Source organism: Pseudoalteromonas sp. 2CM36K, from assembly GCF_023161865.1.
GTDB lineage: Bacteria > Pseudomonadota > Gammaproteobacteria > Enterobacterales > Alteromonadaceae > Pseudoalteromonas > Pseudoalteromonas tetraodonis.
Window position 1 is genome coordinate 56,602 of sequence record NZ_JALNTK010000025.1, and the last position, 15,105, is coordinate 71,706.

General features: G+C 39.9%; 13 protein-coding genes. 4 read left to right on the forward strand and 9 right to left on the reverse strand.

Annotated features, from left to right (window positions below; translation table 11 throughout):
• Nucleotides 1-18: 18 nt before the first annotated feature.
• The 3 genes from MTN97_RS15110 to MTN97_RS15120 form a co-directional block, all read right to left on the reverse strand.
• On the reverse strand, nt 19-912 hold the full coding sequence (locus MTN97_RS15110) for a carbon-nitrogen hydrolase (RefSeq protein WP_013464677.1): 894 nt from the start codon (nt 910-912) through the stop codon (nt 19-21).
• Nucleotides 909-1,964: an agmatine/peptidylarginine deiminase gene (locus MTN97_RS15115; protein WP_248474780.1), complete on the reverse strand. Its 1,056-nt coding sequence runs from the start codon at nt 1,962-1,964 to the stop codon at nt 909-911. Before MTN97_RS15115 ends, MTN97_RS15110 begins: the two co-directional genes overlap by 4 nt.
• 114 nt (nt 1,965-2,078) lie before the next feature.
• Nucleotides 2,079-2,687: a PilZ domain-containing protein gene (locus tag MTN97_RS15120; protein ID WP_248474781.1), complete on the reverse strand. Its 609-nt coding sequence runs from the start codon at nt 2,685-2,687 to the stop codon at nt 2,079-2,081.
• Between the two features lie 297 nt (nt 2,688-2,984).
• On the opposite strand from MTN97_RS15120, the gene MTN97_RS15125 reads away from it, so the two are divergent.
• From MTN97_RS15125 to MTN97_RS15135, 3 genes are read left to right on the forward strand one after another with little or no spacing between them, the layout of a single operon-like run.
• Nucleotides 2,985-3,542, forward strand: a complete 558-nt coding sequence (locus MTN97_RS15125) for an RNA polymerase sigma factor (protein ID WP_248474782.1) — start codon at nt 2,985-2,987, stop codon at nt 3,540-3,542.
• A complete protein-coding gene (locus MTN97_RS15130; protein ID WP_248474783.1) occupies nt 3,539-4,615 on the forward strand; it encodes a FecR family protein in 1,077 nt (358 codons plus the stop codon). The genes MTN97_RS15125 and MTN97_RS15130 overlap by 4 nt, the downstream gene beginning before the upstream one ends.
• Nucleotides 4,616-4,624: 9 nt before the next feature.
• Nucleotides 4,625-7,657: a TonB-dependent receptor plug domain-containing protein gene (locus MTN97_RS15135; protein ID WP_248474784.1), complete on the forward strand. Its 3,033-nt coding sequence runs from the start codon at nt 4,625-4,627 to the stop codon at nt 7,655-7,657.
• 331 nt (nt 7,658-7,988) lie between these two features.
• Here MTN97_RS15135 and MTN97_RS15140 read toward each other — a convergent pair whose 3' ends face one another.
• The 6 genes from MTN97_RS15140 to MTN97_RS15165 all read right to left on the reverse strand — a co-directional run bounded on the left by MTN97_RS15140 (nt 7,989) and on the right by MTN97_RS15165 (nt 13,812).
• Nucleotides 7,989-8,432, reverse strand: coding sequence for a PA2169 family four-helix-bundle protein (locus MTN97_RS15140; protein ID WP_214552849.1), 444 nt, complete (start codon nt 8,430-8,432; stop codon nt 7,989-7,991).
• A 171-nt stretch (nt 8,433-8,603) separates the two neighbouring features.
• Nucleotides 8,604-9,542, reverse strand: coding sequence for a LysR family transcriptional regulator (locus tag MTN97_RS15145; RefSeq protein ID WP_028835763.1), 939 nt, complete (start codon nt 9,540-9,542; stop codon nt 8,604-8,606).
• Nucleotides 9,543-9,558: 16 nt separating this feature from the next.
• Complete coding sequence (gene aceK / locus MTN97_RS15150) at nt 9,559-11,277, reverse strand: bifunctional isocitrate dehydrogenase kinase/phosphatase (protein ID WP_069439313.1); 1,719 nt, start codon at nt 11,275-11,277, stop codon at nt 9,559-9,561.
• 192 nt (nt 11,278-11,469) lie between these two features.
• Entirely contained in the window at nt 11,470-11,952 is a 483-nt protein-coding gene (locus MTN97_RS15155; protein WP_248474785.1) for a DUF4124 domain-containing protein, read from the reverse strand.
• A gap of 145 nt (nt 11,953-12,097) precedes the next feature.
• On the reverse strand, nt 12,098-13,594 hold the full coding sequence (locus MTN97_RS15160) for a DUF3413 domain-containing protein (protein ID WP_138765527.1): 1,497 nt from the start codon (nt 13,592-13,594) through the stop codon (nt 12,098-12,100).
• Nucleotides 13,595-13,599: 5 nt separating this feature from the next.
• Complete coding sequence (locus MTN97_RS15165; RefSeq protein WP_008109847.1) at nt 13,600-13,812, reverse strand: DUF1414 domain-containing protein; 213 nt, start codon at nt 13,810-13,812, stop codon at nt 13,600-13,602.
• Nucleotides 13,813-13,875: 63 nt separating this feature from the next.
• Here MTN97_RS15165 and yejK point away from each other — a divergent pair, with 63 nt between their 5' ends.
• Nucleotides 13,876-14,892, forward strand: coding sequence for a nucleoid-associated protein YejK (gene yejK / locus MTN97_RS15170; protein WP_248474786.1), 1,017 nt, complete (start codon nt 13,876-13,878; stop codon nt 14,890-14,892).
• Nucleotides 14,893-15,105 lie beyond the last annotated feature (213 nt).

The following is a 15,105-nucleotide window of genomic DNA, read 5'->3' on the forward strand; positions in this document are numbered from 1 at the left end:
TAAGAGCCATACTATTATTTAGTCGCGATAGATTTTTGTTAAATCTTGATAATGATCAATTCTGCGGTCGCGTAAATACGGCCAGATACGTCTTACGTTTTCGCTGCGTTTTTGATCAAGTTCAACCATTAATATTTGTTCACTTTGATTATCGGCCTCTGCCAATATTTCGCCTTGGGGACCTGCAATAAACGAGTTACCCCAAAATTGAATGCCGTCACTTTGTCCACTCGGGTCGCGCTCAAGACCAACACGATTACAGCTAATCACTGGAACGCCATTGGCTACCGCATGGGCTCGTTGGCTAATAACCCAAGCATCTTTTTGACGGGTTTGCTCGTCTTTATCATCGCGTGGATCCCAGCCAATTGCTGTTGGATAAATTAAAAGCTCTGCACCGGCCATCGCCATTAAACGCGCCGCTTCAGGAAACCACTGATCCCAACACACCAGTACGCCAAGTTTGCCCACTGAGGTTTGAATAGGCTCAAAGCCTAAGTCGCCAGGAGTAAAGTAAAACTTTTCGTAAAAGCCAGGGTCATCCGGTATATGCATTTTACGGTATTTACCGGCAATACTGCCGTCTTTTTCGAGCACCACTGCGGTATTGTGGTAAAGGCCTGTAGCGCGCTTTTCAAATAAAGACGCGACAATTACAATACCAAGCTCTTTAGCAAGTTCACCTAACGTGTTACTACTCGGCCCAGGTATTGTTTCGGCTAAATCAAAGACGTCGACATCTTCAGTTTGGCAAAAATATAAACTACGGTGTAATTCTTGTAGCACAACAAGTTGTGCACCTTGACTGGCTGCATCGCGAATGCCAGCAATTGATTTTTCAATATTGTGTTCAGCGTTGTCACTGTTGCTTTGTTGCACTAAGGCAACTGATAAATTTGCAGGGCTTGTCATTGTGCTGCTCCAGCTAAAAATCCACGAGGTAATTGCATTGTAATGCAGTGAAGACTGCCAAATTGCTCAATAATAGGTAAACAATTTACCCCAATAATTGTGTGCTCTGGGTATGCTTTTTGAACCTGTGCTAACGCGCGTTGGTCGTTTATATCGTTATAAGTAGGCACTAATACCGCATTGTTAATAATTAAGTAATTTGCATAGGTGGCGGGTAAGCGCGTGTTTTCATCATCGTACACGGCTTTTGGCCATGGCAACTCAATTAGCTTATATGGGGTGCGATCGGCAGTTTTAAAGCTTTGTAGTTGCGTTTGCATGGCATTAAGCGCGCTGAAGTGCTCATCGCTTTCATCGTCACATTGCACATACACAAGGGTATTATTTGGTGCAAAACGCACTAAGGTATCAATGTGGCTGTCGGTGTCGTCACCTGCTAAATAGCCATGATCAACCCATAAAAAATCTGTTGCGCCCAAGTGCGCTTTTAAAAGCGTTTCTATGTCACTTGGGTTTAAATTTGGGTTACGGTTTTTATTAAGCAAACATTCGCTGGTTGTTAGCAACACACCATGCTCGTTTATTTCAATACCGCCACCTTCAAGTACCATATCGAGCGCTTGATAGTGGTTTTTTTTGCTACTTAACTCTTTTACCAAAGTACGATTAATTTGATTATCTAATGCGCTTTCAAATTTATTGCCCCAACCATTGAAAGTAAAATCATATACTTTTAGTTGCTCGGGTGAGTCAATAGCGCCACAAGTAAGCGGGCCATGATCGCGCGCCCACGTATCGTTGGTAGGGGTTACTACAAAATGAACACGATTCAAAGAGATGTTAGCGCTATTTAACAATGCTGTAATATGCATTTTTAAGGCACTATTATGCGCCACAATAACAAGCTTTTGCTGCGTTGTTATATGCTTAGCAAGCTCAATATATACAGGTTCTACACGGGCTAAGTTATCAGCCCAATCTGTGTCTTTATGCGGCCATGTAAGCATAACAGCGTCTTGCTCGGCCCATTCAGGTAAAAGTCTAAAGTTCATGGATTTTTAATACAAATAAAGATGGGGCTAGTTTAGCAGTTCAATTACTGCTAAGTCACTTCTAAATGAGTGTTTGGCTCACAATTTTAAAGCGATTTGAGAAGTAAATAAACGCTAGCTTTTATTGTTTGTACTCTCTTTGGCTTTTTCAAGTTGCTGGCGCTTTTTAAGCTGGCGAGTTTGCGCATGTAAGCTGGCTCTTACAACCAACTCTTGGTCGCTGTCTCTTATTGATACAAATAACAGGGTATATTGGTAGTGCTCATTATCTTGTTTTTCAATGGCAACCACTTCGCTATAACAATACACCGCAGAGGCCTCGTGTTGTAAAAAAAGTTTAGTACGAAACTTTTGCTCTAATGTATACAAATGTTCACTGGTAAACTTAATGCCGCCACCGCCGTAACTGTCGCAATAGATAGAGTTATCTTCTGGTTGTTCAGAGGCTAAAATATGACTCATGATCAAATCTATTTTGCGCGACTGAGCTTGTAAAAAAGTAGTTAGTTCTTGGGCAATATCACCTAAATTACGCAAAGGGCCTAAGGCGCTTTGCTCTAAACTGCTTACTTCGTTAGCAAGTTTAAATAAAGGCGGAATATCAGCGTCAAGTTCAGCTAAACTTTTTGGCACAGCCGAATCATCTACGGCAAACAGATTAACGCGATTACTTTCATCAATTTGAAAATAAAGCTCAAAATCTGATAATTTTTGATTATTCATATGTAACTCCTATCCGTTAATAGTAGCGTTGCCACTACTAAATTACTACACAACACGCCAATAAAATTAAGCTAAATATCTGTTTGCCCTCATTATAAAAAGCCTAATCAACTAAAATTGCGGTAACTTTCAATATTTACCAAACAGGCATAATCATTAAAAAAGTTATAAAAGGTAATACGTTTACATTGCACTATCTATGTTAGCAACTAATAAATAACCAATAATTAACAAAATTCCTTGTAATTAGCCCTAAAACCCGTAATCTTACGGAAATAATAACAAGAGACGACCCACGTGGCTCAAGGACTTAGATTAGCCAGTACATTATCAGACATATCCACGCAACTGCGGCGCTTCGTGTCTAAAATTGTGTTGCCTGACGATGTTGATGATATTGTTCAAGAGACCTTTGTTAAAAGTTATGAAGCTGAATTAAAGCAAGATATTCAATACACCCGTAGCTACATGTTAAAAACAGCTAAACATCTAGCACTTAATCATATAGCTAAATGGGATAATAAATTTAGTACCCCTTTAAACCACGAAACTGAACTCCCTAAATTGCTTAAATCAATGCAATTAGAAGACGAATACACCTCTAAAGAGCGTTTTTTATTATTTTGTCGGGCGACTGAGCAATTAAGTCCTGTTGTAAGAAAGTGCTTTATTTTAAAAAAAGTCTATGGAATGAGCCAAAAAGAGATCGCACAGCAAATGCAGCTAAGTCAAAGTACGGTAGAAAAACACGTTGCCAAAGGGTTATTAAATACCATGCTATATATGCGCGAACAGTCACACGATGAGAGCGACCATTGCCAACAAAGTGCGGACATAATGAGGGCAGCAAAATGAATAACATCCATCAATTTACCTCAAAAGAATTAATATTAGAAAAAGCATCGCAATGGATCAGTGCTATTGACCGTGGCCTTACAAAAGAAGAGCAAGAACAATTTAAACTGTGGATGCTACAAAGTACTGCTCATCAAAATGCGGTGTATGAATTAGCTAAGCTTTGGGATGACCTGAGTGTACTTAACGAACTCAGCGTATTATTTCCAAATAAACAACCGGCTAATAGCAAAACAAAGGCTGCGTATGTATTTGGCATGGCAGCAAGTATTGTTGCTGCATTAATGATGTGCAGCTATTTATTGCTAAATATAGATAGCAATTTCAACAAAAATTTAGCCAAGGTAAATTATACAAAAATTTATAAAACAAAAGTTGGCGAGCAAGCAACCTATGTTTTACCAGATGGCACAATTGTACAACTTAATACCAATAGCTCATTGGAAGTCGCTTATAGCCAAGGCCGTAGGCAATTGTTACTAAGTCGTGGCGAGGGCCGTTTTAATGTTGCTAAAGATGCATCACGCCCATTCAGCGTGATGGCCGGTGATAAAAGCTTTACCGCTCTCGGTACTGTATTTAATGTGCAGCGCAATACTTCGTCAGATCTCGAGCTGGTTGTTACTGAGGGTAAAGTGATGATCACCGATCCTAGCGTTGCTGTTAATGCTGATGATTTTAAAGCGTATCAACAAGCTGATAATAACAATCATGAAATTCGTCAAATTAATGCCAATATTGTGATTTCCGGTGAAAAAGTAATTATTGAACAAAGCGTTACCAAACCAATCACACAGTTATCGGTTGATGATGTACAGCGTGACTTAGCTTGGCAAAATGGCATGTTGATATTTAATGGTGAGCAACTGGTTGATGCCTTAAACGAAGTCAGCCGTTATACCGCTACGCGGTTTGAACTATCATCTGATGAGTTAGCTCGTATAAAAGTGGCCGGTGTTTTTAAAGCGGGTGATGTGGCAGGGCTGTTAGAGAGCTTGCAAACTAATTTTTCGATTGAACATGAACGTTTAGGCGAGCATGTTGTTAGCCTAAAATATCAAAAAAAATCATAGGTAATCGTAATGAAAATCACATCATTGTTAATCAATGTTGCTCATAAGAGTGTAAAAAGTAATTTAAAGATTATAAAAATGATAAAAAACTATAGAGGATTTTTGTTTGCTAACTGTTTATATAAGTTGCGCAGTAACCATACGTGCCATTTAACTCAATTTGGCCTTGTTGCACCGCTGTTTTTTAGTATCAGTGTGTATGCAAGTCAAACCGAAGGGCAAATGATGCAATTTGATATAAAAGCGCAACGAGCAGACAAAGCTTTAATAGAATTTGCTAAGCAAACAGAACAAACTGTGGTTTTTTCGTATGAACTTGCCAAGCAATACAAAGCAAATTCGTTGTATGGATTTTATTCTCAACTTGATGCACTAAAAGCATTACTGGCTGAGACACCGCTCGATGCGGTTGTTGATCAAAATGGTTTACTGAGTATTAAACTCAAACAAATCAATAGGAAAGATAACAACATGATGAAGCTTTCAGGAGTTAGTGCAGCTGTATTACCTGCTTTACTTGCAGTTAATTCACAAGGAATAAATGCCGCTGAACAAAGCGCAGAACAAAACATCGAAAAAATTGCTATTGTAGGTAGTCGTGTGGCAGGGCGCTCAGTTGAAGACTTACCTGTCCCCGTTGATATTTTAAGTGCAGAAGCACTCGAAAATACCGGCCAAACAGAAGTTGGTCGCATGCTTCAAGCTATCGCACCTTCTTTTAACTTTTCAAGTTCATCTATTAGTGATGGTACTGACGCATTAAGACCAGCAACGCTACGTGGCCTAGGGCCAGATCAAACGTTGGTATTGATCAATGGTAAGCGTCGTCACCAAGCCAGTATTATTCATATTAATACTTCGGTGGGGCGTGGTACGGCGGGTACCGATATGAACGCCATTCCAGCCTCAGCAATTAAACGTATTGAAGTACTGCGTGATGGCGCTGCGGCTCAATATGGTTCTGATGCAATTGCCGGTGTTATAAATATTGTGCTCAAAGATGGCAGCGAAGGTGGTAAAGCCGCTATTAACTACGGTGAGTATTCAGAAGGTGATGGCGAAACTGTTAACATCGACTTTAATAAAGGCTTTGCTTTAGGTGACAATGGTTATTTAAATACAACTATAAACTACCGTGACCGCGCGCCAACTAACCGTGCAGGGCTTCATGGTTCATGTCAATTTTATGGTTGTACTGAGCTCAGTGACGGCACGTTACTGGCAGGCGACCCGCGTGAACTAACCGCGCCACGCGATACATTTAGAATTGGTGATGCCGACTCTCAACAATTTGGTTTAACCGTTAACACCGGCTACGAATTAGGGGCGGGTGAACTATACGGTTTTATTACCTATTCAACGCGTGATAACGAATCAGCAGCATTTTTCCGTCATAATGCCAATGCCGGTGGTAACCCAGTATTACAAGATGGTGATGCGACAGTTCCGGCTGGCTTTTTACCAAAAATAAACACTACGATTGACGATATTTCATATAACTTTGGTTATAAAACGCAGTTTGATAACGACTCAAGCTTAGACTTATCGTACACCTATGGTGAAAACAGCATTGATTACACCACTAGCGATACGATTAATGCCTCTTATGCCAACTTCTTACGTTACGACCAAGGCTTGAGCGCCGCAGATATTCGCGCCACTATTCCACGTGAAGGTTACGCGTATGGTATGGAGTTATCACTGCAAACGATTAATCTTGATTTTACTCAAAATTTTGATGATTACTCATTAGCAATGGGCGCAGAAATACGCACCGATGAGTACCGTATTTTAGAGGGCAGCGAATACGCATACCGCGATTACGATACCAACAATGGTGTTAATATTTATGATGGACTGAGCGGTGGTATTGGTAGCGAAAATGCATCAGGTGGCACACAAGGCTTTGGTGGTTCATCGCCAGCATCGTCGGTTGATGAGTCGCGCGATGTGATCTCGTTTTATTTAGACGCTGAGGCTTACGTTATTGAAGATGTGATTATCTCAGGGGCGTTACGTTACGATAATTACAAAGGATTTGGCGATACAGTTAACTTTAAACTCGCGGGTAACTGGTCACTAACCGAAGATATTTCACTTCGTGGTGCATTAAGCTCAGGATTTAGAGCCCCTTCAATGCAGCAGTTGTACTTTAACAATATCAGCACGCAGTTTGTTGTTGGTCCTAATGGCAATTTAGTGGCTGAAGAAGTGGGCACGTTTAGAAACGATTCAACACTGGCGCAAAGTTTAGGTATTCCTAAGTTAACAGAAGAGAAATCACAAAACCGCAGTTTAGGTATTGTTTATAACGTAAGCGATAATATTAATGTAACGCTTGATTACTACTCAATCGATATTGACGACCGTATTGTAATTAGTAATCGCTTAGGCAAAGGTTTATCAAACAGTCTTGATGCCGCGTTACTGAGCTCGGGTGCTGGTGCAGGACAGTTTTTCTTAAATGGGGCTGACACAGAAACGCAAGGTATCGACTTTGTAGCTACATGGAATACAGAAGGCCTAGGCGGCACGCTTGATTTTACATTAGCGGCCAACTTTACCGAAACCGATGTCGTGTCGTTATTTACACCTGCAGGTTCTGGTCTTGAAACCGTGCCAGTCGATGATGTGTTTTCTGATCAAGAAATTTCTATCATTGAAGAATGGCAACCAGAAGATCGCATTAACTTAAGTGCGCTTTATCGCCGTGACGATTGGACTGTTAATTTATCACTTAATCGTTTTGGTGAGTACACAGTTGAAGATGGCGGTCGCCAGACTTACGGTGCTGAAATTTTAACTGACATTAAAGTTAATTACTTTGTAACTGATAATTTATCGGTAAACATTGGCGCAAATAACTTATTTGATGTTTACCCTGATGAAAACACCATAGGTAATTCACGTTCAGGTACTATTGTAGATGCTCAAGGTAATACCATTGTCAGCAGTGATGGGGTATTTAAGTACTCTCGTCGTTCAGCGCCATTTGGTTTTAACGGTGCTTACTACTACGTAGGTGCAGAATACCGCTTTTAATAAGGGTCTGTTGACCTTTTTGGATTAAAATTTGTTCAAACTAGGAGCGGTTTAATCGCGGCGCGAGGTTTGTAACCTAGTGGGCTAAGTAAAAACCGAGCAACAAAGAGTAAATCGCCCCTAAGCAGAACCCTTCGGGCAGCGCCTGTTTGGTATTGATGCGGCGTTATCGCCTATTTATGGGGAATAACCACACCACATAGGCTCTGTCTTGCCTAAATACCAAACAGACTGCTGCAAATTCAACCTTAAAAGGTCAACAGACCCTAATAACTCTCCTATTGTTATTTAACAACCAAAGGGCCGTAAGGCCCTTTTATAGTTTTTAAACTTAATGTTTTTGCATTTTACTCATTTCAGCATGACAGCTTTGCATGGTAAGCAATACCTTTGACAGCGCCGCTTCACAATCATGTGATTGAGGCTTTTTCAACGCTGTTTTGATTTCTTCTAAGGTTTTATCTTCTACTTCTTCAAGCTCTTTAATGTAGGTTTGGTCATTATCGCTAGTGAATGTACTGAGCAAAGCGGTAAATGCTCTGCGTGCTTCTACCGCGAACGAAGAGCCATCTTCACGTGCGCCTTGTTGATTAATTGCATAGGGTTGTAAGCTTTCAACACTTAATTTGCGGGCGTCAATCATGCGCTGAAATAATGCACTTACGCTAGGATCTTGTACTTTATCTTGTGCTTTTTCGTAAAAGTCGATACCGCTATTCATTACTTGGATAATGTCGGTGATATGATTTATCTCTTGTCCTTGATGGGTGCTCATAATAATGACCTCTGTTAATTTAAAATACATAGATAACTAAGCAAGCGGCATTCCAACGCGGTTTTATTTTTAACTAATTGTTTTTCATCGTTTTATTATTGTGGGGAGGTCTAGTCAAGCTTGCTAACATGCTGCTAGCAAGCAAAATTTACATAAAAGCATGTAAGAAGGTTATTTAAGCTCTTCAGCTACTTCGGCTACTTTTTGACGTAACCAAATATGGCTAGCATCTCTGTGTAACAAAGGGCTCCATATCATATCAAGTTCAAATGGTGGAATAGGAAAAGGTGGCTCAAGTATTTTAAGCCCTGGATCGTCTACATAAATATTGGCCGCTTTTGAGGGTAAAGTCGCCACGAGGTTTTTTTCTTTCGCTAAATGAATAGCAACATGGTAGTTACGAGTAAAGGTGGCAATATTTCGATGCTTCCCAAAATGGGCGAGCGCTTCGTCAACCCAACCCAGCTTTTGCACATCTTTAGGATCCATGCCAACCCCAACACCAAAGCCTGTTTTACTTACCCAAATATGACGGGCTTTTAAATAGCTATCTAGGCTAAAGTTTTCAATAATAGGGTTGTCGGATCTTACTAAACAGCAAAAGCTATCTTTCCAAATTCGCTTATGATGAAACGATTGCGGTAAGTTCTCAAAGCGGTTAATTGCCATGTCTACTTTACCGTTTTCTACATCATGAAAGGTTACATCGCTGGGCGTTAAAATATCTAATGTGGTGTCTGGGGCTTCTTCATGTAATTTCCCTAACAAACGCGGTGCCATGGTACTGGCTGCATAGTCACTGGCCATAATTCTAAACACGCGTTTACTTTGTTTAGCTTCAAATTCGCGATTAGGTGCTAGCGTTTCCTCAAGCGTCATCAAAATGCCGCGAATAACAGGCTGTAACTCAATAGCGCGCTCGGTCGGCACCATACCATCGCTGGTACGCACTAAAATAGGATCGTTAAAAAGGTTACGTAGGCGTTTCAGTCCATTACTCATTGCCGGTTGAGTAATACTAAGCTGGTTAGCGGCACGAGTAACGTTACATTCGCGCAGTAATGTATCGAGATAAACCAGTAAATTTAAATCTATTTTACTTATATTCATTGTGTGTCCTTAACGTTTACCAGTAATGGATAAAACGCTGTGCTGTAGGATAGGGATAAATATGACTCACCTTTCCATTTTTTATATTTTGTTGTGCTTGTTTCCAAAAGCTCACATCAAGTAGTTCTGGGTGCGTACTGGTTAAAAATTGTTTATATGTTGGGTTAGGCATTACAAAGGTACATAATTGCTCTGGAAATACATCTTGCGGAGCAACCGAGTAACTTTGTTCATCCATCAAATAATCATCATAACTTTTTGCTTTGGGTAGTGCTCTAAAGTTCATGTCTGTTAAATATTGCACTTCATCGTAATCATAAAAAATAATACGTTTGTGCTTACTTACACCAAAGTTCTTTAACAGCATATCGCCAGGGAAAATATTCACGGCAATCATTTCTTTAAGCGCCTGGCCATACTCTTCAATGGCATCGGCGGCACTTTTTTCGTCTGCATTTTCTAAAAAAAGATTAAGCGGTGTCATTCGCCGTTCAATATACAAATGTTTTATGATTAACCACTCACCCTCAATCACCATCGATGAGCCAATGGTTTTGTGCAACTGTGCTAACAAGTTACTATCAAATCGTGCCAAAGGAAATACGACGTTTGAATACTCTATGGTGTCAGCCATTCGGCCAACACGGTCATGACTTTTAACCAGTTGATAGCGTTTTAATACCGTATCGCGACCAAACGGCTTACTTTCGCCAAATTTATCTTTAATAACTTTAAATACATAACCAAACGAGGGTAGGGTAAATACCATCATCACCATACCCGGTGTACCGGGAGCAATGGTAAATTCGTCATTAGAATGGATTAAATGATTCAAAAACTCGCGATAAAACTCGGTTTTACCTTGTTTATGAAAGCCTATGGCGTTGTAAAGCTCGGCGAGGGTTTTATTAGGCATAAGTTGATTTAAAAACCGCACTAACGCTGAAGGAGCGTGAGTTTCTACCATAAAATAGGCACGCGCAAAGCCAAAAATAACGCGCATTTGCGACGACTTTGTAAGTAAGGCATCTAAATAAAGGCCTTTATCTTCATGGTGTAACACGGCAATAATAAAAGGCTGAACGCCACTTTGCGATACAACGCGCCCCACAATGTAAGCGGCTTTATTACGATAAAACGGGGTATGTAATATATCAAAACGCATTTGCCAATGTTGGTGGTGTGTATCGGGTGCTTGTTTATAAAACGCTTTAACTAATAAACGAATATCGCGTTCTAGATTGACAAAGTCGGCTTTAAAATCAAAGTGATTAATAATGCGTTTAATGGTGGGCTTTAAACCATCTACAACAGGAAAATAACTACGGTATTCAGCTTCAACGGGCACTGAAGGCGCATCTTTGAGCGTGGCTTCTACAAAAATAAAGTCATTGTGAAAATAGCGGCGGTGGTACAAGCGGCAGAATACTGAATTATAAAATGTTTCAGCAAGTTCTGCTTGCGGGTGAAAACATAAAAAGTGTTGGTAAAGCTTTTTCACTTCAAGCCATAAGCTTTCGTTTAGCGCGTCTGTTTGCTGGCGTTCTCGTAGTGTTTTTGTTGTTTCGTTCACCCGATCATCATAATAGCTTATACGCAGGCGACTTATATCATTAATAGCTTGCCAGTCTCTTTTAGCAAAAGCGTAGGGAGCCTTGGCTGTCGTTCTTTGAAACAGCAAATAATGCTTTTTAAAACCGGTTAAAATTAATTCAGCAATTTGGCGTGGTTGCATCAGTACTCCTTAATAGACGCCTTTAGGTGTTTAGGATAATGCCGGTGGATACCATTTAATTTGTAAAAGCGGGTCAAAGGAAATTACACCACTAAACACACAATAGAGTTTATGCTCTATGAATGTAAAGGGTATGTTATTTTATATTTAAAACCAAGCTAATTAAGATGATATTTATTGAAGTTAGCCTGATCAAGGTTGATAGGCATCAATCTTTTTTTGTAACTTTTTAATACGCTTTTCAATCAATGCTTTATCTTTTTTATATTGCTTATCTAATGTTTTCTGTGTGTTTCTAATATCTTTGCTAATACGCTTTTTATCATCTGCGCTCAATATATGATTTAAACGCTGCTGTTGTTTAAAATCAGCCCTGTCTTTTTCTCGTAAAAGTATTGCTAACTTATGCTGATTACTTCGCAGCTCTGCTTCTAGGTTGGAAATAATCGTATCTCGTTCCAGCTCGTTTAACTGTTTGGTATAGTTTATTTCTTTACCCGTTTGCTTAGGCTCAGTGGCGATTATTGTGTGTGAGGTAGCATTATCATTACAAGGAAACTGAGAGAAAGTGGTACCTTTTGGGGTGACGCACTTAAAGTAGGTGGCTTGCGCTGAAGTATATGTACTTAAACAAAAAAGACAGGCGGTAACGATCAGGTTAATAATTTTACACATAACAGTTATCCTTAACATGCGCTACTGAGCTTAAAAACAATTGATGCTAAAAACTATAACCTAGGTTGTTGGGATAGCAAGTGCAAAGGAGTAATAACAGAAACTAAGCGAGTCAGTTTTAATGACTCGCTCGTATTATGAGGTGCTATTGGCTGAATGTTTTAAGCTTTTTAATACCATGCACTAAAAATGGAATATCAAGCCCTTGTTCAATTGAAAATCCTTCAGCGGCAGAGATATTTCTAAAATTTCCATCACGATCAATAAGCGTGATTCTATCTTTTTTGTAAGCAATCACCACGCCTTGCGAGTAATTAACCCCAATATTATTACTTTTACTGTACAAGTTTTCGCCCAGCATAGTTTGCTGCGCAATCGCATTACAGTTTAAGTATTGACCAAGGCTTGTAGCGATAATATCGCTAGGCTGAATCAAACCGTTCACCTTAGAAATAAATTTATCGGAGCTATACAATGTTGACGTGGTTACAATTTCATTGCTATCTTGCGAGATACTAAAAGCAAAAAATTCGGTGGCGTCATCACGTACAGTGGCGTTTTCAGCCCCTTTAACAATTCTTATTGCACTGTCTTTATGTGCTTGCTCGTTAATAAAGCTCAGCTCATCAATACCGGCCACTTCCACACTACGGCGTTGGCTTTGCCAAACGGGTAACGTTTGCTGCTCAATAATGTTCGTTTTGTAAAATGCTGGCAAGCCGTACACAAGCCCAAATAACATATCACTATGATCTGTGGGTTGCAAAAATTGCGTGTTTTTATAAATACTTTGTTGGCTGGCAACAAATTTTGCTAGCTGCTCGTCATTATCAAACACCAATATATCAACTTTTGCTGCGCTGTAATCTTCACATTTTTCTAATGGAGCAGGTGCTTGATAATTAATACCTTGGTTATTAATTTTAACGTTGTGCGCTTGCTCGTAGCTTTCAACATCCAGCAAATCGTTTTTAGCGAGTAAGCTTTTTGCCGTAGTCGGGTACGAAAGCGGTAGTACATTATCTTGTTTAGTGATATCAAATTTTAAATTGGCATCAGCCCAAATATGAATGCTGTGGCTTAGCGCAAAACAAATCACTAAAAATGAACCGGCATAACGGGCAAATTTAAACTGTTTTAAACGCCCCAAATGATGCCAAGTAAAATTACTAACAGTCAATTGAAACGCTAATATTGCTAACACTATGCTGCCTGCAAGCAAGGTGGTAAGTGCGGGAGAGTTTGTTACACGATGCCACAACAGTGAAATAATTTCAGGCAGTGCAGAGGCATTTAAGTGATAACCTAAGTTAAAGTAGACGTAAGCGTCTAAAGTCAGTATTGAGGCCCCGATAGTTGCAATCACTGCTGCCATACCGCGTATATGCCGTGGGTAGGGGAATACTAAACTCAAAGGGAAAACCGTCAGCACAAACGCTAAAAATGCAATAAAGCTAGTGTGGCTTAGCCAAGTAACCATCATATAGGTTATACCCATATAAGTGGTCGGTGGCGAATCGGCAAATAAATAGCTTAAGCTAATTAAAAGCGCTAAGCCAATATTGGCAAATGTAAACCAATGGCCCCAACTTAATAATTGACTCGCTTTCGATGAAAACTGGTTGTGCTGCGATAAATTCATAGAGTTTACTTAACCGACTGCGCGAGTGCTTTTGCAAAGTTCTCGGTAACGGCTTGTCTTTTCCCTGTAGGTACATGCTCTTTTAAGATATGCGTGATAGAATTTCCTAAACACATAAGACTTAAATCAACCGGCGCATTGTGTTTTGATAAAACATCAATAAGCTGATCGACGATTTGTTCTACTTCTTCATTAGAGTATTTTGATAAGATTGGCATCAGTTGGTTCAATAAAAAGAGTTATATTCCCGTATTTTAACACCAGAGGCGTGAAAAACAAAGATGGCAATAGATGTTAAAAAATTAGTCGTACACTATGTAGACAAAAAAGATGACAACACTCAAATTCACCTTCGTAGCGACGAAATGACTATCAACGATAAAGTGGCTGTATTCATTGAGCAATTACACCATGCCTACAATGGCAAGCCAGGTAAAGGGTTTTGTGCATTCAGTGGCGAAAAAAATAGTATTGTAGCCTCTACCATGCAAAGCTATCGTAATAATGAGCTTGGCTTTTGGCACATGACCGAGCAGGCATCAACGGTGTTAAAAGAAGAGTTAGATAAATACGCCTTTAACGAAACCGGCTATTTAGTATTTTGTCATTATCAGTACGTGGCGACTGATTATATGTTGATTGCTATGATTAATATTAAAGAGCATTACTCAATGACCTCTGAGCTTGATTTAGCCGCATCGCGTCATTTAGATATTTCGCGTATGCAATTGGCTGCTCGTATTGATTTAACCGCATGGGATACCCAAGCAGAAGACAATCGTTATATTTCATTTATTAAAGGTCGTGCAGGGCGTAAAGTAGCTGACTTTTTCTTAGACTTTTTAGGTTGTGAAGAGGGCATTGATCCTAAGCAGCAAAGTCAAGTGATGCTCAATGCGGTAGAAGACTACTTATCAGAGCAAGAGTTTGATAAATCTGAAAAAGACGAGTTACGTAAGCAAGTATTCGATTACTGTAACGACTGTGTTACCACGGGTGAAGAAGCTAATGTGAGTGAACTTTCAGCAACGCTTACCAAAGGCGACGACAACCCGTTTGAAAGCTTTTGTAAAGAGCAAAGCTATGATTTAGAAGAGTCATTCCCGGTTGATAAAAAAACGCTAACCAGTATGGTTAAATTTTCAGGCTTAGGCGGTGGAGTCAGTATCAGTTTTGAGCGTAAGCATTTAGGCGAGCGTGTAACTTATAATGAAGCCACTGATACGTTAGTGATCAAAGGTATTCCACCAAATCTAAAAGATCAACTACAGCGCTTTATGGAACAACAGCAAGATTAAACTCACAGCGGGCTGCGAGCTACGGGTTTCGGGATCAGGCTCGTAACCCGATCCCCGCTGCCCGTTAACTTTCGATTGTAACTTTACCCTCTAAAAGCGCAGTGTCTCTTAGCCCTCTTTGTGAATAATTCCTTTGCGCGGCATAAAGCCCCGCCTTGTATCTCTCTGTAATAGATGATTAGCTATCATTTATTACATCGGAAGTTAGTGAGC